Annotated in this window: 24 protein-coding genes and 1 tRNA gene; 16 read left to right on the forward strand and 9 right to left on the reverse strand. The window is 67.8% G+C overall.

What is annotated here, in order from left to right; all coding sequences use genetic code 11:
* Positions 1–32 precede the first annotated feature (32 nt).
* The 3 genes from ACT3HL_RS00180 to gnd form a co-directional block, all read right to left on the reverse strand.
* A tRNA-Arg gene (locus ACT3HL_RS00180) sits at positions 33–105 on the reverse strand.
* Between the two features lie 73 nt (positions 106–178).
* Positions 179–769 carry a 2Fe-2S iron-sulfur cluster-binding protein gene (locus ACT3HL_RS00185; RefSeq protein ID WP_445084793.1) on the reverse strand — a complete coding sequence of 197 codons (591 nt, stop codon included), beginning with the start codon at positions 767–769 and terminating at the stop codon, positions 179–181.
* A 281-nt stretch (positions 770–1,050) separates the two neighbouring features.
* The gene (gene gnd / locus ACT3HL_RS00190) at positions 1,051–1,953 is read right to left on the reverse strand and encodes a phosphogluconate dehydrogenase (NAD(+)-dependent, decarboxylating) (RefSeq protein ID WP_445084794.1); all 903 of its coding nucleotides are present in this window, start codon (positions 1,951–1,953) and stop codon (positions 1,051–1,053) included.
* 161 nt (positions 1,954–2,114) lie between these two features.
* Here gnd and ACT3HL_RS00195 point away from each other — a divergent pair, with 161 nt between their 5' ends.
* The 8 genes from ACT3HL_RS00195 (at position 2,115) to ACT3HL_RS00230 (ending at position 9,482) form a co-directional block, all read left to right on the forward strand.
* Positions 2,115–3,212 (forward strand): aminopeptidase, encoded by a 1,098-nt coding sequence (locus ACT3HL_RS00195; protein WP_445084795.1) that lies wholly within the window; start codon positions 2,115–2,117, stop codon positions 3,210–3,212.
* A gap of 69 nt (positions 3,213–3,281) precedes the next feature.
* Positions 3,282–3,716 (forward strand): 30S ribosomal protein S6e, encoded by a 435-nt coding sequence (locus ACT3HL_RS00200; protein WP_445084796.1) that lies wholly within the window; start codon positions 3,282–3,284, stop codon positions 3,714–3,716.
* A gap of 6 nt (positions 3,717–3,722) precedes the next feature.
* The gene (locus ACT3HL_RS00205) at positions 3,723–4,160 is read left to right on the forward strand and encodes a DUF7112 family protein (RefSeq protein WP_445084797.1); all 438 of its coding nucleotides are present in this window, start codon (positions 3,723–3,725) and stop codon (positions 4,158–4,160) included.
* Positions 4,161–4,241: 81 nt separating this feature from the next.
* Positions 4,242–6,038: an oligoendopeptidase F gene (gene pepF, locus ACT3HL_RS00210; RefSeq protein WP_445084798.1), complete on the forward strand. Its 1,797-nt coding sequence runs from the start codon at positions 4,242–4,244 to the stop codon at positions 6,036–6,038.
* Between the two features lie 3 nt (positions 6,039–6,041).
* On the forward strand, positions 6,042–7,469 hold the full coding sequence (locus ACT3HL_RS00215) for an FAD-binding protein (RefSeq protein WP_445084799.1): 1,428 nt from the start codon (positions 6,042–6,044) through the stop codon (positions 7,467–7,469).
* A 259-nt stretch (positions 7,470–7,728) separates the two neighbouring features.
* Positions 7,729–8,811 (forward strand): aldo/keto reductase, encoded by a 1,083-nt coding sequence (locus ACT3HL_RS00220; RefSeq protein ID WP_445084800.1) that lies wholly within the window; start codon positions 7,729–7,731, stop codon positions 8,809–8,811.
* Between the two features lies 1 nt (position 8,812).
* Complete coding sequence (locus tag ACT3HL_RS00225; protein ID WP_445084801.1) at positions 8,813–9,013, forward strand: hypothetical protein; 201 nt, start codon at positions 8,813–8,815, stop codon at positions 9,011–9,013.
* Positions 9,014–9,041: 28 nt separating this feature from the next.
* The gene (locus ACT3HL_RS00230; protein WP_445084802.1) at positions 9,042–9,482 is read left to right on the forward strand and encodes a DUF1707 domain-containing protein; all 441 of its coding nucleotides are present in this window, start codon (positions 9,042–9,044) and stop codon (positions 9,480–9,482) included.
* Positions 9,483–9,609: 127 nt separating this feature from the next.
* On the opposite strand, the gene ACT3HL_RS00235 is transcribed toward ACT3HL_RS00230, so the two are convergent.
* Positions 9,610–11,157: a heme-binding protein gene (locus ACT3HL_RS00235; RefSeq protein WP_445084803.1), complete on the reverse strand. Its 1,548-nt coding sequence runs from the start codon at positions 11,155–11,157 to the stop codon at positions 9,610–9,612.
* Positions 11,158–11,253: 96 nt separating this feature from the next.
* Positions 11,254–13,071, reverse strand: coding sequence for a site-2 protease family protein (locus ACT3HL_RS00240; protein ID WP_445084804.1), 1,818 nt, complete (start codon positions 13,069–13,071; stop codon positions 11,254–11,256).
* A 262-nt stretch (positions 13,072–13,333) separates the two neighbouring features.
* Between ACT3HL_RS00240 and ACT3HL_RS00245 the strand changes: the two genes are divergently transcribed.
* On the forward strand, positions 13,334–13,873 hold the full coding sequence (locus tag ACT3HL_RS00245) for a hypothetical protein (RefSeq protein ID WP_445084805.1): 540 nt from the start codon (positions 13,334–13,336) through the stop codon (positions 13,871–13,873).
* Positions 13,874–14,020: 147 nt separating this feature from the next.
* On the opposite strand, the gene lysS is transcribed toward ACT3HL_RS00245, so the two are convergent.
* Positions 14,021–15,745 (reverse strand): lysine--tRNA ligase, encoded by a 1,725-nt coding sequence (gene lysS, locus ACT3HL_RS00250; protein ID WP_445084806.1) that lies wholly within the window; start codon positions 15,743–15,745, stop codon positions 14,021–14,023.
* A complete protein-coding gene (pyrH, locus tag ACT3HL_RS00255) occupies positions 15,742–16,464 on the reverse strand; it encodes a UMP kinase (protein WP_445084807.1) in 723 nt (240 codons plus the stop codon). Before pyrH ends, lysS begins: the two co-directional genes overlap by 4 nt.
* Positions 16,465–16,587: 123 nt before the next feature.
* Between pyrH and ACT3HL_RS00260 the strand changes: the two genes are divergently transcribed.
* The 3 genes from ACT3HL_RS00260 (at position 16,588) to ACT3HL_RS00270 (ending at position 19,336) form a co-directional block, all read left to right on the forward strand.
* Complete coding sequence (locus ACT3HL_RS00260) at positions 16,588–17,400, forward strand: molybdopterin synthase (protein ID WP_445084808.1); 813 nt, start codon at positions 16,588–16,590, stop codon at positions 17,398–17,400.
* A 349-nt stretch (positions 17,401–17,749) separates the two neighbouring features.
* Positions 17,750–18,019: a DUF7123 family protein gene (locus tag ACT3HL_RS00265; protein ID WP_445084809.1), complete on the forward strand. Its 270-nt coding sequence runs from the start codon at positions 17,750–17,752 to the stop codon at positions 18,017–18,019.
* 177 nt (positions 18,020–18,196) lie between these two features.
* Positions 18,197–19,336 carry a site-2 protease family protein gene (locus ACT3HL_RS00270; RefSeq protein WP_445084810.1) on the forward strand — a complete coding sequence of 380 codons (1,140 nt, stop codon included), beginning with the start codon at positions 18,197–18,199 and terminating at the stop codon, positions 19,334–19,336.
* A 40-nt stretch (positions 19,337–19,376) separates the two neighbouring features.
* Here the strand turns inward: ACT3HL_RS00270 and ACT3HL_RS00275 are convergent, their stop codons facing one another.
* Positions 19,377–19,640, reverse strand: coding sequence for a hypothetical protein (locus ACT3HL_RS00275; RefSeq protein WP_445084811.1), 264 nt, complete (start codon positions 19,638–19,640; stop codon positions 19,377–19,379).
* Positions 19,641–19,735: 95 nt separating this feature from the next.
* Complete coding sequence (gene thiL, locus ACT3HL_RS00280; RefSeq protein ID WP_445084812.1) at positions 19,736–20,608, reverse strand: thiamine-phosphate kinase; 873 nt, start codon at positions 20,606–20,608, stop codon at positions 19,736–19,738.
* 90 nt (positions 20,609–20,698) lie between these two features.
* Between thiL and ACT3HL_RS00285 the strand changes: the two genes are divergently transcribed.
* The 4 genes from ACT3HL_RS00285 to ACT3HL_RS00300 all read left to right on the forward strand — a co-directional run bounded on the left by ACT3HL_RS00285 (position 20,699) and on the right by ACT3HL_RS00300 (position 23,314).
* On the forward strand, positions 20,699–21,748 hold the full coding sequence (locus tag ACT3HL_RS00285) for a flippase-like domain-containing protein (RefSeq protein ID WP_445084813.1): 1,050 nt from the start codon (positions 20,699–20,701) through the stop codon (positions 21,746–21,748).
* A 78-nt stretch (positions 21,749–21,826) separates the two neighbouring features.
* A complete protein-coding gene (locus ACT3HL_RS00290) occupies positions 21,827–22,282 on the forward strand; it encodes a 30S ribosomal protein S19e (RefSeq protein WP_445084814.1) in 456 nt (151 codons plus the stop codon).
* A 73-nt stretch (positions 22,283–22,355) separates the two neighbouring features.
* Positions 22,356–22,715, forward strand: coding sequence for a DNA-binding protein (locus ACT3HL_RS00295; protein WP_445084815.1), 360 nt, complete (start codon positions 22,356–22,358; stop codon positions 22,713–22,715).
* Between the two features lie 8 nt (positions 22,716–22,723).
* On the forward strand, positions 22,724–23,314 hold the full coding sequence (locus ACT3HL_RS00300) for a DUF7411 family protein (protein ID WP_445084816.1): 591 nt from the start codon (positions 22,724–22,726) through the stop codon (positions 23,312–23,314).
* The last annotated feature ends 94 nt before the right edge of the window (positions 23,315–23,408 follow it).

Below are 23,408 nucleotides of genomic sequence, written 5' to 3' on the forward strand. Positions count from 1 at the left end.
TTCATTCTTCGCTTCGCTCCGAACAGAATCAGCGGACCCGACGGGATTTGAACCCGCGACATCCTGGTCCGGAACCAGGAACTCTGTCCACTGAGCTACGGGCCCTCGAAAACGGATAGACTATCCGTCGCTTTAACCGTTGTGAACGAGCACTGTAGGGGAGGAAAAACCGACCGTCTCAGGGTGCTTCGCCCGTCTCGATCGTGAAGTCCGCGCGGGGGTAGGCGACGCAGGTGAGCGTGTACCCCTCGTCGAGTTCGCCGTCGTCGAGCATCTGTTGGTTGTCGTGGACGACGTAGTCCTCGGAGTTACCGCCGGAGGTGATCTGACCCGCACAGGAGACACACTGCCCTTCGCGGCAGGCGTACGGGAGATCCCAGCCCTCGTCTTCGCCGGATTCGAGAACGGTCTTGTTGTTCGCGATCTCGATGGTCTCGCCCTGCTTTGCGAATTCGACCTCGAAGTACTCGACCTCGTCTTCGGGGATATCGGCGGGGCTTTCTCCCTCGCTGTCCTCGCTCTCTTCGAGTTCGGCGCCGTCCTCGCCGCCAGCGACCGCTCCCGCGGGTGCGACACCGCCGCCGCCGATGGATCGGTTCATCGGTTCGGGGAAGTCCGTCTCCGAGACGGTGCTCGCCCGTTGTTCGAGCACCTCTTGGGTGATATCCGCCGTGGGCGCCCATCCGGTGCCGCGGGCGTAGTGTAGCGACACCGCGAGGAGCGTGAGGGTCACCCCGAGACCCAGCCCCACGAAGTTTATTTCGACCATATCGGCGGCTACGGAGTCGGGGGTTAAGGAAATTGTGATTACCGCGGCGATGCGGGTGCGAAACTCGCGTGAGAGCTGGGAGAATAGCCGAGAAGCACTCGGAAGCTCCCGCTGTCGACTCGATGACCTCGGTGCACTCCTCGGCCTCCGGCCTGCGGTGCTTACATCGCCCTCGCTGCGGTCGCACCCCCGGCCGTCTCATACTGATTATTCTCGTCTACACCCGGTGAGCGCTGTCAACGGGGTGGGCGCTCACCGGTACACAGTGAGAACAATCAGTATCACTCCTCGCGCCGCTGTACCTCGTGGCGGCCGAAGCCGTATCGCAGGCGGTTCGCCAGCCGGCGGGCGAACCGCCCGTCGTCGGCGCGACTGTCGAAGCGCTCGGCGAGCGCCTGATAGATGAGCGGCACCGGGACCTCCTGTTCGAGCGCCTCCTGCACCGTCCACGTGCCGGTCGAGCCGCCCGCGACGTGGTCGGCGACGTCGCCGAGGTCGGTGCCCTCCTCGCGGAACGCCTCCTCGCAGAGTTCGAGCAGCCACGAGCGGATGACTGCGCCGTTGTTCCACGTGCGCGAGACCGCCTCCAGATCGAGGTCGTAGCGGCCGTTCGCGAGGAGTTCGAAGCCCTCCCCGTAGGCCTGCATCAGCGCGTACTCCACGCCGTTGTGGACCATCTTCACGTAGTGGCCCGACCCGCTCGGCCCCATCCGGTCGTGCCCAGCGGGCCCGGTCGCGACGGCATCGAAGACGGGTGTCATCGCCTCGTAGGCCCACTCGGGCCCGCCGATCATCAGCGAGAAGCCGAGTTCCGCGCCCGCGGGGCCACCGGAGGTCCCGCAGTCGAGGTAGGCGGCGTCGGTCGACTCCGCTCGCCGGACGGAGGCCTCGAAGTGGGAGTTACCGCCGTCGACGACGACGTCGTCACCGCTGAGGTGGGGGTCCAGTTCCGAGAGCGTCGCGTCGACGGCCTCGCCCGCGGGCACCATCAGCCAGACCCGCTTCTCCGCGCCGAGACGGTCGGTCAGATCGGCGAGGCCTTCGGCTGGCGTCGCGCCCGCGTCGGCCGCCGTCGCGACCGCTCCCGCGTCGAGATCGAACGCCACGACCTCGTGGCCCGCATCGAGCACGCGGTCGACGACGATCTGTCCCATCCGGCCGAGTCCGATGACGCCCAGTTGCATACGGCTGATTCGGCTATGGGGGGAGGTAGTGATTGTGGTTTCTCCGTACGAACGGTCGCAGACGCGGCCGCGGGCTCTCTGGGCTGGTAAACGCGACAAGGTCAGGTCGGATCACCCCGTCGAGCGATAAGCGTTTTTCACTCGCGGCGCGAGGAGCGCGTATGGACGAACGGATCCGCGAGCACGCGGACGTGCTGGTCGACTGGAGCGCCCGGATCGAGTCGGGCGACGACGTTGTCGTCAGCGTCGCAGAGGGCGCTCACGATCTCGCTGTCGCCGTCGCGGCGGCGCTCGGCGAACGCGGCGCGAACGTCGTCACCACGTACGCGTCCGACGAGGTCTCTCGGGCGTATCTGCGCGCGCACCCCGGCGACTTCGACGTCGCCGACCCCGAACTCGCACTCTACGAGCGCGCCGACGCGGTGCTGTTTCTCGGCGGGGGCCGCAACACCTTCGCGACGGCCGACGTCGACGGCGAGACCCGGCAGGCCGCGGCGCGGGCGAACCGCCCCGTCCGCGAGGCCCGACTCGCGACCGACTGGGTGTCGACGGTCCACCCGACCCGCTCGCTCGCCCAGCAGGCGGGGATGTCGTTCGAGGCGTACCGGGAGTTCGTCTACGACGCGATCCTCCGCGACTGGGAGGCCCTCGCCGGTGAGATGGCGCGGCTGAAGCGGATCCTCGACGACGGCAGCGAGGTCCGACTCGTCTCCGCCGACACCGACCTGACGATGTCAATCGAGGGGCGCACGGCGGTCAACTCGGCCGCCTCGGTCGCCTACGACTCGCACAACCTCCCCTCGGGCGAGGTGTTCACGGCGCCGTACGACCCGGAGGGCGTCGTCAGGTTCGACGTTCCGATGACTATCTCCGGGGCGCGTGTCCGCGACGTAACACTCCGATTCGAGGGCGGCGAGGTCGTCGATTTCGACGCCGCGGCCGGCGCGGAGGCCATCGCCGATATCCTCGATACCGACGGGGGCGCGCGCCGGCTCGGAGAACTCGGGATCGGGATGAACCGCGGTATCGACCGCGTGACCGACAACATCCTCTTCGACGAGAAGATGGGCGATACGGTGCATCTCGCGCTCGGGCGCGCGTACGAGGCCTGTCTCCCGGCGGGCGAGCCGGGCAACGACTCTGCGGTTCACGTCGACCTGATCACCGATATGAGCGAGGAGTCGCGCCTCGAGGTCGACGGCGAGGTCGTCCAGCGGAACGGGCGGTTCCGCTGGGAGGAGGGGTCCGCCCCCGAGTAGCCGCACACACCGCGAGAGGCGGGAGTCGCTTTCGACGTACTTTTTATCGGCGGCCGTCTCCTCACCTCTATGGCTGAATTCAAGGTCGTCGTCTCCGACGAGACCGGACACACAGAGCAGTTCGAGGTCGACGGACAGGACGCGAACCGATTCCTGGGTCGAGACATCGGCGACGAGGTCGACGGCGGCGCCGTCGGACTCGACGGGTACACCCTGGAACTCACCGGCGGCTCCGACGAGGCCGGCCGCCCGATGCGCGCCGACGTCGCCGGATCGAACCTGAAAGAGCTCCTGCTGGAGGGCGGCGTCGGGTACAACCCCTCCCGCGACGGCGAGCGAAAGCGGATCACTGTCCGCGGTCGGCAGGTCTCCGACGAGACCGCACAGGTCAACGCCGCGGTCGTCGACGGTGGGACGATCGCCGACGCCCTCGCCGGCGACGAGGACGAGGCCGCCGACGAGGACGGAGCGACTGACGACGAAGCCGACGGCGACGACGAGTAAGCGACCGTGTCCGAGCGCGTTCCGAGCGATCACCCCTCGGTGGGGAACCTCCGGGCGTCGCTCGCCCGTAGCGGGGCCACGAGGCGACCGTGTCTCCGCCTCCCCGACGACGCCGAACTCGAGGCGGACGACGTCGTCAGATTGTTGCTCGACGGCGAGGCGACGCACGCACGTGTCGTTTCCGACGCCACCGGACTGCTGCTTCGCGGCGCCTACGACAACGAACGGCTTGTCCGCGAGCCCCGGGAGGGTGAGAACCGTCTCCTCGAGTGGTGTGACGAACACGGGCGCGGTCCGGACGACGCTGTCGTGCTCGACGAGCTCGACCCCGGCTTCTGCTATGGCCTCCGCGAACCCGGCGACCGACTCGTCTACGACGTCCCGGCCCGGCCAAACCAGTCGCTGCGCGACATCGCCTCGTCGCTCCGCGACACCTCGGGCTAACCGCGCGTCGCGCTCACGACCGGCCGGAGAACGCGACCGGAAGTGAGTAAGCCTTACGCCGCCGCCGACGTTTCTCCACGTATGAGTTCGGTTCCCGAGCGGAGCGAAATCGCCCGCGAGCACCGGTGGGATCTGACGAGCATCTACGAGACCGATGACGACTGGGAGGCGGCCTACGAGTCCGTGAGCTCACGCGTCGAGGACCTCCGAGAGTACGAGGGCCGCGCGACCGAGAGCCCCGAGACGCTCTTGGAGCTCTTGGAACTCCGCGAGACGATCCACCGCGAGGTGTCGAAGGTGAGCAGTTACGCGAGCCTCAAAAGCGCAGAGGACACGCGGAACCAAGAATACCAAGCGCTGAAGGCGAAAGCGGAGTCGCTCGCCTCCTCGGCGTCCTCGGCGGTGAGCTTTCTCGAACCGGAGCTCCAGCGACTCGACGAGGACGACATCGCGTCGTTCGTCGAGGCGGAGCCGGAACTGGCCGAGTACGAGCACTACTTCGACGACGTCCTGCGGGTGAAACCGCACACTCGGTCCGCTGAGATCGAGGAACTGCTCGCCGAACTCGGTGAAGTCGCGGGCGCCTCGTCGGACATCTACGGGATGCTCTCGAACGCCGATATGACGTTCCCGACCGTCGAGCGCCCCGACGGCGAGTCGGTGGAGATCACGCAGGGCAACTTCACGAAACTCCAGAAGCACCCCGATCGCGCGTTCCGACGCGACGTCTACGAGGCGTTCTACGACGAGTGGGCGGACGTCCGCAACGCCGTCGGCACGTCGCTGAAACACAGCGTGAAAAAGGACGTGAAGTACGCCCGCGCGCGGGACTACGAGACGGCGCGCGAGGCGGCTCTCGACGGCCCCAACGTGCCGGTCGGGGTGTACGACACGCTCGTCGAGACGGTCAGGGGGAACCTCGACAGCCTCCACAGACACGCCGAGTTGAAGCGCGAGGCGCTCGGCGTCGACGACCTCCGAATGTGGGATCTGTATATGTCGATCACCGGCGACGAGGGGCCGGATATCCCCTACGAGCGGGCGACCGAGTACATCGTCGACGCCCTCGAACCGCTCGGCGGGGAGTACCAAGACCGGGTCCGGTCGGGGCTGGACTCCCGATGGGTCGACGTCTACGAGAACCGCGGGAAGCGCTCGGGCGCGTTCTCTTCGGGGACCTACGACACCCAACCGTTCATCCTGATGAACTACCAGGACGACATTGCCTCGATGTTCACGCTGGCGCACGAGCTCGGCCACTCGCTGCACTCCGAACTCGCGAAGGAGGCCCAGCCGTGGCAGTACGCGGATTACACGATCTTCGTCGCCGAGGTGGCCTCGACGGTCAACGAGACGCTGCTGACGCAGCACCTCCTCGACACCGTCGAGGATGACGAGCTACGGATGCACGTGCTCGATGAGTACCTCGAGCGCTTCCGATCGACGCTCTACCGGCAGACGATGTTCGCGGACTTCGAGCTACGGATCCACGAGATCGCGGAGGACGACGGCGCGCTCACCCCCGACCGATTCGACGAACACTACCGCGAGCTGAAATCAGAGTTCTACGAACCGGCGGCGCTCGACGACCGGATCGACCGCGAGTGGATGCGGATTCCGCATTTCTACTACAACTACTACGTATACCAGTACGCGACCGGAATCTCCGCGGCCGTCGCGATCGTCGAACGGATTCTCGACGACGGCGAAGACGCGGCCGCGGCGTACCGCGAGGCGCTCTCGCTCGGCGGTTCGGCGTACCCGATCGAGGTGCTCGAAACGGCTGGCGTCGACATGGCCTCGTCTGAGCCGATCGAATCCGCGCTCGGCGTCTACGACGACTACCTCGATCGGATGGCCGCGTTGCTTTCGGAGTGAGCGATGGCCGCGAACCGACGTGCCCGCGCGGTCGCGGCGGCGCTGCCCCTCGACGTACTCGCAGAGCGACTCGCCGGTTCGATCGTGACACCGACGGACGAGCGCTACCCCGAGGCGCGCCGCGTCTGGAACGGGATGATCAACGAGTACCCGGCGGCCATCGCGTATTGTGAATCCGTCGACGACGTGCTCGCCGCGGTCTCGTTCGCGGGCGAACGCGACCTCGCTGTCGCCGTCAGAAGCGGCGGCCACAGCGTGTCGGGCGCGTCGGTCGTCTCCGCCGGCCTCGTCGTCGACTGTTCGCGGATGGCGTGGGTGCGCGTCGCCCCCGACGAGCGCACCGCCCGAGTCGGTCCGGGTGCGACGTGGGGGACGGTCGACCGCGCCACGCAGTCGTTCGGTCTGGCGACCCCGGGCGGCGTGGTCTCCGACACCGGCGTCGCGGGGCTAACGCTCGGCGGTGGGACGGGCTATCTCTCCCCGAAACACGGCTTCGCGTCCGACAACCTCCGTTCGATCGACGTCGTCACCGGTCGGGGAGAGCGCGTGACCGCGAGCCGAGAGCACAACGAGGACCTGTTCTGGGCCGCTCGCGGCGGCGGAACCGTCGGCGTCGTCACGGCGTTCGAGTTCGATCTCCATCCGCTCGATCACGACGTGGTCTACTTCGAGTCGTGGCTGCCGCTGGACCGCGCGGTCGACGCACTCGGCGAGTACCGCGCGTACCAGCGTGACGCTCCCGCCGAGTCCTGCGTCTCGCCGTACTTCGCGCGCGTGCCGGAGCGCATCGACGCTGCCGGCGGCTCGGGGGACGCGCCGGCGTTTCCGGGGCAACGCCGCGGCGATCCCGCGCTCGTCCTCTCGGGCGTCTACACCGGTGACCCCGACGCCGCTCGCAGCGAATTCGACCCGCTTCTCGGCCGGCCGTCCGCGTTCGCGGAGACGGTCGAGACGATGCCCTACGTCGACCTCCAGTCGATGATGGACGAGGACTTCCCCGCCGGGCGCCGATACTACTGGAAGTCGGTTCCCCTCGCTGATCTCTCGGACGACGCCATTGCGATGCTTCGAGACGCGGCCGAGTGCGCTCCCTCCGAACTCTCGACGGTCGTGATCTGGCCGATGCACGGCGCTGTCGAGCGCGTTTCCGACTCGGCGGGGCCGCTCGTCGGCCGCGACGCCGCGGTCGTGGCGAACGTCGAGGCCGCCTGGGACGATCCGGCGTCGACCTCAGCGAACGTCCAGTGGGTCCGCGAGACGTGCCGGCGGCTCCGGGGACTCGGTTCGACGGCGGGACCGGGAGCGCTCCCGAACTTCGCGGGCGGACGCGAGTCCGACGCCGACGAGGTGTACGCGGGACACGCAGCGCGGCTCCGAGAGATCCGCGGGCGCTACGATCCCGACGGCGTGTTCGCGTACGAACGAGACTGAGTCTGCGTACGAACTGGATACGTGTGGCTGACAGCCGGCACCCGCTCGCGACGAGTCTCCGAACTCGTCGCCTCCCGCGTCGACGTGCCGGGCAACCGCAGACCGACGCGGGGTGGCTCCTACGTCACGGGGGTGCTGGCCCCGTCCCGGTATATAAATGTCCGGCCGCAGACTGCGCTGCTGCGTCGTGGTCGAGCGTCGACTGCTCCCCGCCGCCCGAGTCGACAGTATCAATAAAACGACGCTCCAACGATCCGGTATGAACCATCGGACACTCGGCAACTCGGACGTCGAAGTGAGCGAGGTCGGCTTCGGCGCGTGGGTCGTCGGCACCGACTGGTGGGGCGACCGGACGCGCGAGGACTCGATCGAGCTCCTTCGACACGCCGTCGACGAGGGAATCACCTACTTCGACACGGGCGACGTGTACGGCCACGGCGCGAGCGAGGAACTGCTCGGCGAGGCGCTCGCGGGCGTCCGCGAGGAGGTGACCGTCGCCACGAAGGTCGGCTACGACTTCTACAATCACCCGCAGGCGGGCCACGGCGAACTCCCGAAGGAGATGACCGGCGAGTGGGTCCGCTCGGCGACCGAAAAGAGCCTCGATCGGCTCGGAATGGAGTACGTCGACGTCCTCCAACTGCACAACGCGAACGCCGACGAGGTCGACGCCGACGTCCTCGAAGCGCTGGACGAACTCCGCGAGGAGGGGCTCGTCCGCGCGGTCGGCTGGGCGCTCGGCCCCTCGATCGGTTGGCTCGCCGAGGGCGATGCGGCCATCGAGGAGGAGTTCGACGCCGTCCAACTGGTCTGGAACCTCTTCGAGCAGGAGGTCGGCAACCACTTCCTCGACACCATCGAGCGGACCGGCTCCTCGACCAGCCTCATCCCGCGCGTGCCGCACTCCTCGGGGCTGCTGAACGAGCAGGTGACGCCGGAGACGGGTCACGACCTCGACGACCACCGCGGCTTCCGCCCCGACGCGTGGTACGAGACGGGCTGGGAGAAGGTCGAAGCGCTTCGGTTCTTAGAGCGCGAGGGCGAGCGCACGATGGGACAGGCCGCCATCGCCTACCTGCTCAGCCACGACGAGGTCGCCTCGGTCACGCCGACGTTCCACACGAAGGCGGACATCACCGAGTGGGCGGCCGCCTCCGACGTCCCGAAACTCTCCGGGGAGGAGATGGACCGGGTCGCGTCTCTCTACGCCGATAATTTCGGCGTCGACCGCGACGACGGGATGGACGAGCTCCGATCCTCTGTCGGCGGCGCGGACATCCGCGCGGCGGGGATCGACAAGCGCGCGACGACCGGACCGCGGAACTCGGCGTCGTCGGACTGACGTGCTTCGGGTCTCGAACGCCCGTCGAACGGCGTTCCTCGTCGTCACGGCCGCGGCGCACGTCGCGCTGACGATCTGGGTCCGACGCGACGCCCACGGGCGCGGCGCCGATCCGTCCCCGTGGGACACGCTGACGCTCCTGACCGGCGTGGCCGGCGCGGTCGCGTACGGGCGCCAGCGGCGGTCACCCGACCGAAAATAATTTTCTATCGGCCGACAGATTCGGATGTATGACTGCCCTCCACCGACTCGGTTCCCGTCTCTCCGCGTACGTCTCAGCCGTCGTCGAAAGCCCGCCCCTGCTCGGTCTGGTCGTCGGCTCGTGGATCGCCGTTATGTCGCTTTTCACGGCCGCCAATCCGGTGATGTCCTTTCTCGCCGTGGCTCCGATGACGATGGTCCTCTGGTACGCCGTCCTGTACGGCGTTCGGCGGCTCAGCGGTGAGCCGCTCGTCGAATCGAGTGCGCCGAACGCGACGACTCACGCGAACAGGGCCGCAGACGTCGATGAAGAACGAGCTATCGTCCGACTGCGTGAGCGATACGCCGACGGGGAGATAGATCACGCGGAGTTCGAGACGCGACTCGAGGCGCTCGTCGAAACGGAGTTCGTGCTCTCGGAGGCGGCGCCTGAGGCGACTCGAGAGCCGTCGGTCGCGCGCGAACGCTAGGTGCGCTCCGCGTCGGATGACCGATCGCAACCCCCCTGTTTCGCTTCGAAACCGTTCGACGGCGGCGCGTCTGACGTTGCAGTCGCAATCGATGCACGAGCGGTGAAAACCGCGCGGTTGCGGCGACCTACGCCAAGAAGACGTGTCGCGGTCGGTCGGCCAGGACGTCGCGGCCCCACTCGACGGTCTCGCGGAAGTCGTCCGAACGGAAGAACGCCATCGCGTCCTCGCGGGCGTCCCACTGACTGGAGATGAACATATCGTTCTCGTCTTCGAGGTTCATCAGCAGGTCGGTCTCTTGGTGGCCGTCCATTCCCTCGAGGAGCTCGCCGACGGTCCCGAACGTGTCGACGAAGTCATCGTGGTGTTCGGGCTTGACGGTGTAGAACATCCCCATCGTCCCGAACCCGGACTCCTCGCCCGCTCGGGAGACGATATCGGGGAGCTCAGAGAGGAAGCCCGCGGCCGTCTCCGCCGCAGACTGCGTCTCCCAGATACTCACGACGGCGCTGCGGGGGCGCCCGCGAGCCTCGTAGACCGCGGTCTTCACGTGCGTGCCGTAGTGGTCGAAGTTCCCGCGGAGGCCGGTGACCTCCTCGAAGAGCTCGTCGGTGTCGGCCTCCGAGTAGAGAACCGTCGCGTACACGTCCTCGCCGTGGGGCTGTCCGGCGTAGATGTTCAGGTCGGCGAGTTCCTCGCGGATGTCGCCGTCGCCGTCTCCGTCGCCGTCACTTCCGCCGGCTTCCGAGCCGTGTGGTGAGTCGCCGTGTGCGCTTCCGCCGCCGTGCGCGCCGCCGTGTCCGCCCGACCCGCTGTGGGCGGAATCCCCGTGCGCGCTATCGCCGTGTGCGCCGTCGCCGTGCGCGTGCGCGTGACTCCCGCCCTCCTCGTGCTCGCTCGTCGGAACGGCGTCGCCACGAAGGTACGCACCGAGGTCCGACGGCGGGAAGCGGCGGCCGACGTAGAAGGTGCCGAACTCGCCGTACTTCGAGGAGACCTCGTCGAAGCGCATGTCGTAGACGATGTCCTTGATGTGCGTCGGATCGTCCGAAAAGAGCGTGACGCCCCACTCGTAGTCGTCGAAACCGACCGAGGAGGCGATCACCTGCTTGATCTTGCCGGCGTACTCCTTCCCGGTCTCGGCGTGCGTCGCCATCATATCGGCTCGCTCCTCGAAGGAGAGGTCATACCAGTTGTGCTCTTCGCCCCGCCGCTTCGACATCGGGTAGAAGGAGACGTACTCGTCGTCGGGGATCTCGGGCGCCAGCTTCCCCTCCATATAGCGGCGGAGCCCCTCGTCGGCCGACTCGGGGTCCTCGAAGTACTCGGGCGTCGAGTACCCCGAGATCTCGGTGACCGAGACGTACGAGGTGGGCTGTTCGGTGAAGCCGGCGAGCGCGGTTCGCTCGAAGGCGCGCTCGGCTCGCGAGAGGTCATCGAGCGTGGGTCGGAAGTGGACGACGAGCAGATCGGCCTTGTGTCCGATCACGGAGAAGACCGCGGATGCGCCCTCGTCGGCGTCGGCGACGGCCTCGTGGCGTTCGAGGTACGCCGTCCCCTCCTCCACGGCGCGCTCGCGCTCGCGATCGGGGGCGTCACGCCACGCGTCCCAGTCGACGGTGCGGAAGTCGTGCAGCACGAACCAGCCCTCGTCAGTCGGTGGGGCCTCTGGCATACGCCCGCGTTTGGGCGCCACCCGTATGGGCGTTGCGAGTCGTTCTCGGTCTGTGGGAAACAGGTGACGAGACGCCCGCGAACGCGCCGACCGACCTCACCCGCCGAGGAGGGTCGGTCCGAACACGAGGACCAGAAGCGACAGCAGCATCGTCACCCCGATGCTGGTGGTGATGGTGGTGACGACGCGGTTGCGGTCGGAGACGGGAAGCCGCGAGACGACCGCTTCGACGCTCGTTCGGAGGATCCGGCCGCCGTCGAGCGGATAGCCGGGGATGCAGTTGAAGATCCCCAGCTGGAGGTTGATCCACGCCATCCAGAAGGAGACGTTCGCGAGGAGGAACACGCCCGTTCCGAGCCCGCCGAGCGGGCCGCCGACGCTGTAGAAGTTGAACACCGTCGTGGTGAACCCGGGGAAGTTCGGGATGCCGAGCACCAGCGAGGCGAGCGGCAGCACCAGCGAGACGTAGACGGTCGCCAGCGGCGAGTCGGCGATCGCCCCGGAGAGGCCGGCCGCGTCGGGACCGCCGTCGCCGCCGAGCAGTTCGAGGTACGTTCCGGCGGGGTACGACTCCACGCCGAAGTCGGTCAGGAGCAGCCCGCTCGTGCCCGGGAAGATGTTGACGCCGAGGAAGCCGCTGCCGTCCTGCGGATTCTCCCCGAGCGTGACCTCGTGGGTCTCGATCGAGCCGCCGTGATACAGCTCGACGGTCACCGTCTCGTCGGGATCGGTCGCATCGAGCGCTCGAGTGAGGTCAGCCGAGGAGACGACGCGCTCACCGGCGACGGCCGTTACGATCACGCCCGGATCGGTCGGCGCACCCGACTGCGCCAGCGGGCCGTCGGGCGATACCTGCGTGAGGTACGCGCCGATCGGTACCGTGACCGTTCCGCGGTCAGTCTCGAGTTCGGCGAACCGGTCCTCGCCGACGGCATCGGCGAATCCGGCCCTCGTGTGCACCGCTGTTCCGTTCACGCGCGTGACGGTGATCCGCTCGCCGTCCGCGACGCTGACGTTCGCGGGGTTCCCCTCGACCGACCCAGCGACGACGAGCGACCGCTCGACGTCCACCGCCCGCGACTCCCTGTCTGCGGCGCTCTCGCCGCCGTCGAGCTCGACCGAGACCGTCCGCTTGTCGGAGTCGAGGAGCGCCGATTCGAGCGCCGTCTCGTTGCCGACGGGGACGCCCTCGACGGCGGTGATCCGGTCGCCCTGTGCGATCCCCGCCGTCGCCGCGGGCGAGCCGTCGTACGCCCCTTGGACGGCCATTCCCGGGGCGACAGCGATGCTTCCGATCACGGGGCCGAAGAGCAGCGCGAACGCGAGGACCGTCACGAAGAAGTTGTTCGTCACGCCCGCGGCGAACATCCGGGTCCGGCCGCCCCGGCTCACCCCCCGCTGGCTCTCCTCGTCCGGCTGGACGAACGCGCCCAGCGGGATCACGGTGAAGAGGAAGACGCCCATCGACTCGATGTCGATCCCCTCGACCCGACAGAGGATGCCGTGGCCCCCCTCGTGGACGACGAGGCCGACGAGCAGGCCGAAGACGATCTCCGGCGCGACCGAGAGGGGGAGAAAGTCGTTGACGCCGGGGATAACGAGGAAGTTCTGCGGCTGATTCACCGACGAGGGCGCCGGTGGGTTCTGTACGATCGCGACGCCCTGGACCACTAAGAAGAGGAACATCCCCGTCATAATGACGAGCGTGACGCCGACGCCGAGGTTGGTCCACGCGCGCCAGAAGCGCTTCGGCGTCGCGAGCCAGTTTATGAGGTCCCGCCCCCGTTTCGTGTGCACGGTCGTGAAGGGGCCCTGAATGCGGACCGAGGAGGGCAAGAGCCCGCGCTGTGAGAGATACAGCGCGGCGGCCGAGTACGCCGCGAGGCCGACGAGCACCCACAGAAGCGTGTTCATCGTCGGGATTGTGGGGGCGAACGCGGAAATGTGTTCCTAACCCACCTTTTTCCACGGAGGGGTCCGCCGGACCCCTCCGCGCAAAAACCTGGAGGGAAAAACGACCACGTGGCGAGAAAATGCGAACCTCGTGGCACGGTCGCTGGCGTACTGATCCGATCGCTCGTGAGACATACCCGTGTCTCACGACGAACACTCGCTAGCGTCCATATTTGTCTCCCGGTGCGAACGTCTTTATCCGATGCCGAACGAGTCCCCGTAGATGTTCGAGAGCCGCTCCTACGAGGTCCGCCAGAAGCTCGCGATCGGGAACAAATACCGGATCTACGAGGGAGATACCCCCATCCTCGAGTCCGCCCAGAAGAAGCTCCGGCTCAAGGAGGACTTCCGGTTCACCGATCCCGAGACCGGCGAGGAGCGCTTTCGAGTGAAAGCCGACAGCGTCCTCGACATCACCGCCGCCTACGACATCGTCGACGCACAGACCGGCGAGCGCGTCGGCGCGGTCAAACGCGAGGCGATCTCGTTTTTCAAACACACGTACTCGCTTCTCGGCCCCGACGGCGACGTCGTCGCGACGCTCACCGAGGACAGCGTTCCGCTGGCGATCGCCCGGCGGTTCCTGACGACGCTTATCCCCTTTTCCTACGAGATACGAACGCCGGACGGCCGGAGCGCCGGCGAGGCCAAGGGCGCGTTCTCGCTCCGCGATAAGTACTCGATTACGCTCCACGGCGACGAGGTCGACCCCCGACTCGCCGTGGTCGGGACGGTCGTCGCGGACGCCATCGAGGAGAACTAGACACCCACCTTTTTCCTGTGGAGGGTTCCCGCAGGCTCGCTGCGGGAACCCTCCCAGCAAAAACCTGGAGGGAAAAAGGCCGCTCGCTCGGCCGCCGGCCGAGCGAGCGGTGCGACCGCTGGGAAAGACACCGACCGCCGCCGACTCCTATCCCTCGCGTCGAAGCCGCGCGACGACGAACTCGGCGTCGAGTTCGCCGAGGAACTCGCCCAGCCGGGGGCCCTGTGGCTGGTCGAAGAAGAGCAGATAGCCCGCCTCGAAGAAGTCGCCGATCTCGATGTCGTGCCGGCGGGCGATCTCGTACATCTCCCCTTGGATCTCCTCGCCGTCGTGGCCGGCGGCGACGAAGTCCGCGAGCTCGGTGAGCGCGGCCGCAACGTCGTCGCCGAAGTCGACGTCGGGGCGGTTCTCCTGAAGGCGGTAGTTGTAGGCGTTGTCCATCCGCTCGGCCCACGCGCGCGCCCGGTCGACCCGTTCGAGCGCCTCTTCGATCGCCCACTCGGGCGTGTCGTCGTCGACGTACCCCTCGTTTCGGGCCATCTCGATCCGGAGGTCGCGGTCGTCGGTCATCCCGAGGACGGCCGCGAAGGTGTACGGCAGGCGCACGCGGTCTTCGCGCACTTCCTCGACCACGAACGGGTACGCGCGCTCGGCGAACGCCGTCAGGGCCTCGTCGTCGACGCCGCCAAAGTACGCCCGCTCGAAGCGGTCGAAATCGTCGACCAGCTGATCCAGCCGGGAGAGATCGAGGTCGCGGGCCTTCCGCGGATTGAGAGCGAAGAAGTACCGGAGCACCGCCGGTTCGAGGAGCTCGAGCATCTCCGCGACCGTGACAATGTTCCCCGCCGACGAGGAGAGCGCCGCGCCGTTGAGCGTGAACCACTCGTACACCATCGGCTCCGGCGGCTCGATCCCGAGGACGTTGCGGGCGATGTCCTCGCCGGAGGGCCACGACCCCTCGGCGTGGTCCTTGCCGAACGGCTCGAAATCGACGCCGAGGACCTGCCACTGGGCGGGCCACTCGAAGCGCCACGGGAGCTTGCCCTCGCGGAACGTCGCCGTCCCCTCGTGGCCGCAGCCCTCGATAGTGTTGTCGCCGACGGTCATGTCCGTGCAGACGTACTCGACGGTGCCGGCGTCGAGGTCGATCGACGTGACGGTCTCGGTGATCTTCCCGCAGTTCTCACAGACCGGATTGAACGGGACGTAGTCGTCGTCGACCTTCGATTGGTACTTCGAGAGCACCTCCCGGGCGATGTCGACGCGTTCGAGGACGCGCTCGACGACGTCGTCGAAGGCGCCCTCCTCGTACATTCCCGTGTTCGAGAGCATTTCCACCTCGATCCCGAGGCGGTCGGCGTCGGCCTTCAGCAGGGCGGCGAAGTGCGCCGCGTACGACGTCGACTCGCCGAACGGGTCGGGGATGTCGGTGTACGGCTTGCCGAGGTTCCGCCCGAGCGCACCGGCGTCGACGTCGCCGAGACCGACGATGTTCCCGTCCACGTCCGCGAGCTTTCGGGGGAGCTTTCGGAGCGGATCGCGGTCGTCGCTCGTGAAGACCTGCCGGACCTCGTGGCCGCGCTCGCGGAGCACCGCGGCGACGAAGTACCCGCGTATGATCTCGTTGAAGTTCCCGAGGTGTGCGACCCCCGACGGCGAGACGCCGCCTTTGATCACGATCGGTTCGTCGGGGCCGCGCGCCTCGATCTCGTCGGCGACCTCCTCGGCCCAGAACGCGCGGTGTGACTCCTCGCCCGTGTGGTCCGCGTCGGTGTCGGCGCCGGTCTCTGCGTCGGCGCCGGCGCCGGTGTCCGCGCCGCTACCGTCAGGAACGGTCTCCGCGGCGGTCTCGTCGTCGTGTTCCGCGGTCATTCTCGCTGCGCCCAGTACGTCGGTTCGTCGTCGGCGCCGGTCGGGATCACGTCGGTCCCGTCGTGCTCGCCTCGGAGGACGGCGTCCTCGATCCTCGAGGGATCGGTCCCGTCGAGGACGATGGTCCGCATCCCCGCGCGCTCGATGAGCTTCGCGGCGAGTAGGTCCACCGGCGCGGACGCGCCCGCGTCGCGGCTCATCGGGGCGATCACGTCGACTAACTCCCCCGGCGTCAGCCGGTCGTACTTCTCCGCGCCGTCGTCCGCGCTCGGATCGGCGCTGTAGACGCCGTTGACGCTCGTGGCGTACACGAGCAGTTCGGCCCCGACGTACTCGGCGAGCGCGGCCGCGACCGCGTCGGTCGTCTGGCCGGGCATCACGCCGCCCATCACCGAGACGTCGCCCCGACGGAGGGCGTCGCCGGCGCCCTCGTAGTCGTGTGCGACCTTCGGGTCGACCGCGGGCCCGAGCGCGGCGATGAGCAGGCGGGCGTTGATGCGGGTCACGTCGATGCCGATCTGATCCAGTTGGACCTCGTTCGCGCCGAGGTCCCGAGCGGCCCCGATGTAGTCGCGAGCGACGCCTCCGCCGCCGACGACGGCCCCGATCTCACACCCCTCGGCCGCGAGTGCCTCGACGACTGCTGCGTGGCCCTCGACGCGGCGCGCATCGAGATCCGGAGCGAGCACGCTCCCTCCGATGGAGACGACGACTCTCATTGCCCCGTGATTGCTCCGAATCGGGCTTAAGGGTTGTCAACCGAGACGCCTTCCGCCCGCCGGGCGCTCGGCGCAGCGTTCCGACAGTAAGTGTCAAGCCGATCGCTCCCCCGAATGCGGAGTATGCAAGTACTGGGAGTCGTCGGCCCCGACGCGCGGGCGCTCTGTGAGCGGATCGCACCGCATCTCGACGGGCGGGTCGCCGTCGTAGCGCACCGGCCACCCGAGTCGGAGTCCGCGTCCGAGCCAGCATCGACGGAGCCGTCTCCTCCGGACGGGATCGACGCGTCCTACGCGGTCGGCGCCGACGGTACGTGGGAGGCGACCGGCAGGGACCGCAGCCTAGACGGCGTTCTCGACGACCTCGCGGCGACGGCCGACCACGCGCTGCTCGTCGGGTTCCCCGACGCGGACGTGCCGACGGTCTCGCTCGGCGGCGCCGACGCGGAACGCGTGGTTCTCGCGGCCGATGACGCCTCGGAGGCCGAACTCGACGACGTGCTCGAAGCGGTCGCGGCCGCGGACCCGCACGTGACGCTCGAAACGCTGATCGAGCGCGTGAAGGCCTCACCGCGGGCCGAGCGCGCGGGCGCGATCGCGACGTTCACGGGCCGCGTCCGCGCGAAAGATGGAGAGGCGGACCCCGAGACGCTCCGATTGACCTTCGAGAAGTACGAGGGCGTCGCCGACGAGCGGCTCCGGACGATCGAATCCGAACTGATGGAGCGCGAGGGCGTCGAGGAGGTCGCGCTCTTCCATCGGACGGGTACGCTCGAAGCCGGCGAGGACATCGTCTTCGTCGTCGTGCTCGCCGGTCACCGGGCGGAGGCGTTCGAGACCGTCTCGGACGGGATCGACCGGCTGAAGGACGAGGTTCCGATCTTCAAGCGGGAGACGACCGTCGAAGAGGACTTCTGGGTTCACGACCGCCCCTGATAGCGAGTGTTCCCGCTGACCCCGGTGAGCGCCCCCAGGTGACGGCGCCGATCTGTTACAGATCGCTGGCGCGCCGGCTTCCTACCGACGTTCATACCAGAAATTTGCGGCTATATCAGCCGCTAACCCGCCGGTAGATGGTATCTACTCCGATCATCTCGGAATATAATTTCCCGATTTATATATAGAAATAAAACCTCAGCGGACTGAATGAAATTTGTAAACAGATCTAATACGATACTAAAACATCGCGTCAGACGTGATTTTGCGGTGAATAGAGCCGAATTCCTCCTAACGTTCCTCCGTTTATATACTCTCCCGAGGACAAGGCGAGATTGAGGTGACATAGATGAGCGCAACCGCGACACCCTCCACCGAGTCCGCCACCGACGAGCCGTCTAAAGAGGAACGGCTGCAATCCTACCTGCTCAGCAAGGCGCAGGACGGCGAGCTGTACTTCAAATCGAAGTTCATCGCCGACGAGGTCGGGCTCTCGCCGAAGGAGATCGGCGCCCTGATGGTGAAGCTCAGGGATTCGGCCTCCGAGCTCACGATCGAGAAGTGGTCGTACACGAGCGCGACCACGTGGCGCATCGAGCCGGCACAGGACCCGGCCTGACGGCCGGGGCGACGCGCCGATACGATGGCTGACTCCCGCCGGACGACCCGGCGCGGACATCCGAGCCAGCACGCGGGCGATGGCGGTGTTCGAGCACCCGACTCGTCCTGAATCAGTCCCCACCGTCCTTCCGCGCTGTCGGGGAGTTTATCAGACTGTACGCCGTACCCACGCCTGATGGATTCCCGCGACACGGCGGCGGAGCCGCCGGTCGACGCGCTGCGGCCGGTTTTTCATCTCCACGAGATCCACCGCGACGGAGCGCAGGTGCTCTACTACGGCGAGTCGCTGGTCCCCGAGCGGATGCTGATCCGCGAGGTGTGGCCCTCGTTCCGCGAGGCGGGCTACGAGGTGGAGGTAGCGACCGTTCGCGGCGGCCGCGAGGACGTGGTCGTCGCTCGCCCCGTCAGCACCGGTATCGACGGCGTCCCGTGGAAGAACGTGGGGCTGTTCCTCGCCACGATCGTGTCCACGCTGCTCGTCGGCGCCCTGACCTGGTATTACATTCCGCCGGCGGAGATTCTCGCCGACCCGGCGTCACTACTCCGCGCGTTACCCTTCACCGCGGCCGTGCTCGGCGTCCTCGCGACGCACGAACTCGGCCACTACGTGATGGGGCGATATCACGGCGTCGACGTCTCGCTACCGTACGTGATCCCCTTTATTTTCCCGTTCGGGACGCTCGGGGCGGTCATCCGGATGCGTGGACAGATGCCGGACCGAAAGGCGCTCTTCGACATCGGCGTGGCGGGCCCGATCGCGGGGCTGGCGGCGACGGTCGTCGTCACCGCGATCGGGCTCTCGCTCCCGCCGATTCAGGTCCCCGAGTGGGCGCTGCAGGGGAGTCGCCAGGTCATCATATTCAACAACCCGCCGCTTCTCGATCTCATCGCGACGCTGCTCGGCAGGCCCACGGAGTACGCCGATCCGTCGGTCGCGGTCAACCCGGTGATCATCGGCGGCTGGGTCGGGATGTTCTTCACCGTATTGAACCTCCTTCCGGTCGGCCAGCTCGACGGCGGTCACATCCTCCGGGCGATGGTCGGCGAGTCGCAGGAACGCGTCGCCGCGCTCGTCCCGGCGGTGCTCTTCGGACTCGCGGCATACCTCTACTACGGTCTCGGGTACTCCCTGAACGAGTCGGTCGGCCTCTGGGGCTTCTGGGGGCTCCTCTCGGCGGTGATCGCGTTCAAGGGACCGGCGGACCCCGTCGAGGAGTCGTCGATCGGCACGCCCCGCGTCCTCGTCGGCGCCGCGACCTTCGCGCTCGGGGCGCTCTGTTTCCTCCTCGTACCGATCGAGATTATGTCGGTGTGACCGTCGAGCGATTCCGAACCCGGAGGCGGACGTCCCCGGTTCACGCCTCGGCGAGGTCGATTCCGCGGGCGACGACGTACATCAGCACGATTCCGGTTCCGATCGCGAGGACAAACTGTCCGACGACGGCGAGGAACGCGCCAAACGCCGAGTTCCCGAAGAACACGAACGTGAGCGCGAACGGGACGAGCGCGATCACGCCGAACCACAGGATGAGCTTGGCGAGCGGGACCGCCTCCGAGACGACCTGATTCGTGTCGACAGTGCCGGTCGCCGCGTCGATGAATGGAGGGCTGGATGCCATACGTCGACACGTTCAGAATGGCGGATATCTCTTGTGGTCGCTCGAACCCCGCCCGTCGCCCGGGATACCCGAAACCCTCCCGCCGCTCGGAGTCCTCATCCGTGCGTGTAGCCCGCGTCTGCGAGCGGTTCGCCGTCCAGCAGCACGCCCTCCTCGATCACGTCGCCGATCACGCTGAGCTCGACGCCGACGGCGTCGCGGGCGCCGTCCACGGCGTCTCCGGGGAGCGTACACACGAGCTCGAAATCCTCGCCGACGGTCGTCGCCATCTCCCGCCGATCGGCGTCGTCAGCGGCGTAGTCGTCGACCGCGTCGTGGACCGGAAGCGCGTCCCACGAGACGTCGAAGCCGACGTCGGAGGCCTCCGCAAGCTGGTGCAGCGAGCGGGCGAGCCCGTCTGAGGAGTCCATCATCGCGGTCGCGGAGGGAGCGAGCGCGACGCCCGCGCCGACGCGCGGCGCGAACTGAAAGAGGTCGTTCCCGCGCGCTGTGTCGCCGGTATCGAACGCTCTGAGCGCGGCCGCGGTCCGACCGAGGGCGCCGGTGACGCAGACGACGTCGCCGACGGCGGCGCCGCGCCGTCTGACCGGCGCGTCCGTCTCTCCCAACGCGGTCGTCGAGACGGTGAACTCCGAGATCGTGTCAAGGTCGCCGCCGACGTACTCGGCGCCGACGGCCTCGCAGACGTCGACGGCGCCGCGGAGAAAGGCGTCGAGCTCCGACTCCTCGAGCGTCGGGGCCGCGTAGGCGGCGACGGCGGCGGTCGCGGTGGCACCCATCGCGGCGACGTCCGAGAGGGACGCGCCGACGGCGCGCCAGCCGGCCGTATAGCGGGTCGTCCCCGCCGGGAAGTCCGTCGTCTCGTGGAGCATATCCGTCGTCACGACGAGCCCGTCGACGACGGCGGCGTCGTCGCCCGCGGCCGGGAGCGCGGCCGCGAGTCGCCGGAGCGCCGATCGTTCGTCCATACCATCGGTGGGCGGCGGGCGGGCAAAAGTTCGGCGCCACGCCGCGGGCGGTTTCGATGGCTTGATGGCCGGAAGGACTGACTGACGCGTATGGCCCGCGAGAACCTTCGAGCGACGGTCCTCGGGTTCGGCGCGGCCGTCGGCGTCTTCGCGCTCCTGTTTTCGTTCGCCGGCTTCGATGAGCTGTTGCGTACGCTCGGACGCGCTGACCCGAGGTACGTCGGTCTCGTGATTCTCGCGACGCTCGCGTGGCTCGCGCTGTGGAGTGTATCCCTGAACACCGTGCTGGGAATCCTCGGCGTCGAACTCTCGTATACGACGTCGTTTCTCGTCTTCGCGGGCGCGACGTTCTCGAACAACGTCACGCCGTTCGGGCAGGCGGGCGGCGAGCCGGTGACGGCGTATCTCATCTCCCGGGTCGCAGACGCCGAGTACGAGCGGAGCCTCGCCGCCATCGCCAGCGTCGACACGCTGAACTTCGTCCCCTCGATCACGCTCGCGCTGGTCGGGGCGGGCTATTTCGCCTCGGAGCTCGCGCTCGGCGCCAACGAGAATCTGCTCGTCGCCGTGGCGGCCGTCGTCGCGCTCGCGGTGCTCGTTCCCGCACTGGTCTTCGTCGGCTGGCGCCGTCGGTACCGCCTCGAAGCGCGCATCGTGGAGGCCCTGACGCCCGTGATCCGCGCGGTCGCAGACCGGCTCCCGCGGATCCCCGTTCCGTCGCCGGAGGGTATCGAACGGCGTATACGCGGCTTCTTCAGGGCGATCGAACGCGTCGCCTCGAACCCGCGGGAGCTCGCGATCGCGCTCGGCGCGTCGGCGACCGGCTGGCTCTGTCAGATGCTCGCGCTCTGGCTGGCGTTCGGGGCCCTCGGCGTCGACGTGCGCCTCTCGATCGCGCTCATCGTCGTACCGATCGCCGCAATAGCGGGTGTGACGCCGTTACCCGGCGGCGCCGGCGGGATCGAGACCGTCTTGGTGCTCCTGCTTCTCGCCGCGCCGCTCCCGCAGGTGACGGAACCGATCGCGGTCGCGGCGGTCGTCATCTTCCGCGGCGCCGTCTACTGGATTCCGACGGTCATCGGCGGTGTCGTCGCCGCGTGGATCGGCTCCGGGATCGGACTGGGGTCGATCGGTCGGTGAGCGAGCTCTGAGATACCGTCACACCCGTCGTAGCACCGATACGATGGCTTTAAACGACGCGACGGGGAACCAGTAGCTATGGTAAGCGTCTACGACGTTCCGGCCGACGCCCTCATCGAGGACGTCGCCGACCGCCTCTCGGATCGAATCGAGGAGCCCGACTGGATCAACTACGCGAAGACCGGCCAGACCCGCGAGCTGCCGCCCAAACAGGACGACTTCTGGTACGTCCGTGCGGCCTCGCTCCTCCGGAAAGTCGCGAAAGAGGGCCCGATCGGCGTCGACCGCCTCTCGACGGAGTACGGCGGGCGAAAGCGCGGATCGACCCGCTACCGCGTCTCCGGCAACAGCTCCGACACCGGCAGTAAGAACATCATCCGGACGATACTCCAACAGCTCGAATCCGAAGGCCTCGTCGAGACGGCGAAGGGCCAGGGTCGCCGTATCACCGCCGATGGGCAGGGCCTCCTCGACAACGCCGCCGCCGACGTGCTCGAAGAGCTCGACCGCCCGGAACTCGAACGATACGCCTGAGTCGAACCGCGCGGGGATCCGGCGGGGCCGAACGACGTAACCGTTTTTAGCGCCGCGACGGAATCGTATCCCGATGAGTGGAACCCCCGACGACGACCGACTGGAGGAACTGCGCGAACAGAAGATGCAGGAGCTCCGCGAGCAGGCCGAAGGCCAGCAGGGCGGACAGAACGAGGCCAGAGAGGAGGCCGCGCGCCAGCAGGCGGAAGCCAAACAGGAGGCGATGCTGAAACAGTACCTCACCGACGGCGCGCGCCAGCGGCTGAACGCGGTCGAGATGTCGAAGCCCGACTTCGCGGAGTCGGTGAAAAAGCAGATCGTCGCGCTCGCCCAGAGCGGCCGCATCCAGAACCGCATCGACGAAGAGCAGATGCGCGACCTGCTCAAAGAGCTCCAACCCGAGTCGAAGAGCTTCGATATCCGCCGCCGATAAGCCGAGCCGTGGATCTCGCGCTTCTCTACAGCGGCGGCAAGGACTCGACGCTCGCCGCGTTGATTCTCGACCCGTTTTACGACGTGACCCTCGTGACCGGTCGGTTCGAGATCACCGACGACTGGGAGCACGCGGCGGCGGCGGCCGATCGGCTCGGCTACGCGTTCGAACCGATCGATCTCGACCGCGCGGTCGCCGAGTCTGCCGCCGAGCGTATGATCGACGACGGGTACCCCCGAAACGGGATTCAGCGCGTCCACGAACACGCGCTCGAGCGGGCGGCCGAGCTCGACGTCGACGCCGTGGCTGACGGGACGCGGCGTGACGATCGGGTGCCGACGATCTCTCGGGCGCAGGCGCAGAGCCTCGAAGACAGACACGACGTCGACTACCTCTCGCCGCTCGCCGGCCTCGGGCGCCGCGCGGTCGACCGGCTCGTCGAGGAGACGCTACGGGTGGAGACGGGTCCCTCCGAACAGATCCCGAAGGGCGACTACGAGGCGGAGCTCCGCGCGCTAATCGCGGCGAAGGGCGGCGACGCGGCCGTCGCATCGGTGTTCCCGGATCACGTACAGTCGTACGTCCGCGGGGTTCGGTAGACGAAGGTCGAACTTCCCAGTGTGGGTGGCTCCGCTTCCTCGACGTGAAAACCGAACACGTGTCTCCCGGGGACTGCCCCACTCGGACGTGCTC

Source organism: Halobellus sp. GM3, assembly GCF_052545375.1.

Coding starts and splice junctions, on each gene's coding strand:
- ACT3HL_RS00270 (WP_445084810.1), top strand. CDS start 18,197: ATGGATTCCCGCGACACGGCGGCGGAGCCGCCGGTCGACGCGCTGCGG.
- thiL (WP_445084812.1), bottom strand. CDS start 20,608: ATGGACGAACGATCGGCGCTCCGGCGACTCGCGGCCGCGCTCCCGGCC.
- pepF (WP_445084798.1), top strand. CDS start 4,242: ATGAGTTCGGTTCCCGAGCGGAGCGAAATCGCCCGCGAGCACCGGTGG.
- ACT3HL_RS00295 (WP_445084815.1), top strand. CDS start 22,356: ATGAGTGGAACCCCCGACGACGACCGACTGGAGGAACTGCGCGAACAG.
- ACT3HL_RS00215 (WP_445084799.1), top strand. CDS start 6,042: ATGGCCGCGAACCGACGTGCCCGCGCGGTCGCGGCGGCGCTGCCCCTC.
- gnd (WP_445084794.1), bottom strand. CDS start 1,953: ATGCAACTGGGCGTCATCGGACTCGGCCGGATGGGACAGATCGTCGTC.
- ACT3HL_RS00230 (WP_445084802.1), top strand. CDS start 9,042: ATGACTGCCCTCCACCGACTCGGTTCCCGTCTCTCCGCGTACGTCTCA.
- ACT3HL_RS00220 (WP_445084800.1), top strand. CDS start 7,729: ATGAACCATCGGACACTCGGCAACTCGGACGTCGAAGTGAGCGAGGTC.
- ACT3HL_RS00240 (WP_445084804.1), bottom strand. CDS start 13,071: ATGAACACGCTTCTGTGGGTGCTCGTCGGCCTCGCGGCGTACTCGGCC.
- lysS (WP_445084806.1), bottom strand. CDS start 15,745: ATGACCGCGGAACACGACGACGAGACCGCCGCGGAGACCGTTCCTGAC.
- ACT3HL_RS00260 (WP_445084808.1), top strand. CDS start 16,588: ATGCAAGTACTGGGAGTCGTCGGCCCCGACGCGCGGGCGCTCTGTGAG.
- ACT3HL_RS00245 (WP_445084805.1), top strand. CDS start 13,334: ATGTTCGAGAGCCGCTCCTACGAGGTCCGCCAGAAGCTCGCGATCGGG.
- ACT3HL_RS00195 (WP_445084795.1), top strand. CDS start 2,115: ATGGACGAACGGATCCGCGAGCACGCGGACGTGCTGGTCGACTGGAGC.
- pyrH (WP_445084807.1), bottom strand. CDS start 16,464: ATGAGAGTCGTCGTCTCCATCGGAGGGAGCGTGCTCGCTCCGGATCTC.
- ACT3HL_RS00265 (WP_445084809.1), top strand. CDS start 17,750: ATGAGCGCAACCGCGACACCCTCCACCGAGTCCGCCACCGACGAGCCG.
- ACT3HL_RS00285 (WP_445084813.1), top strand. CDS start 20,699: ATGGCCCGCGAGAACCTTCGAGCGACGGTCCTCGGGTTCGGCGCGGCC.
- ACT3HL_RS00290 (WP_445084814.1), top strand. CDS start 21,827: ATGGTAAGCGTCTACGACGTTCCGGCCGACGCCCTCATCGAGGACGTC.
- ACT3HL_RS00275 (WP_445084811.1), bottom strand. CDS start 19,640: ATGGCATCCAGCCCTCCATTCATCGACGCGGCGACCGGCACTGTCGAC.
- ACT3HL_RS00200 (WP_445084796.1), top strand. CDS start 3,282: ATGGCTGAATTCAAGGTCGTCGTCTCCGACGAGACCGGACACACAGAG.
- ACT3HL_RS00185 (WP_445084793.1), bottom strand. CDS start 769: ATGGTCGAAATAAACTTCGTGGGGCTGGGTCTCGGGGTGACCCTCACG.
- ACT3HL_RS00235 (WP_445084803.1), bottom strand. CDS start 11,157: ATGCCAGAGGCCCCACCGACTGACGAGGGCTGGTTCGTGCTGCACGAC.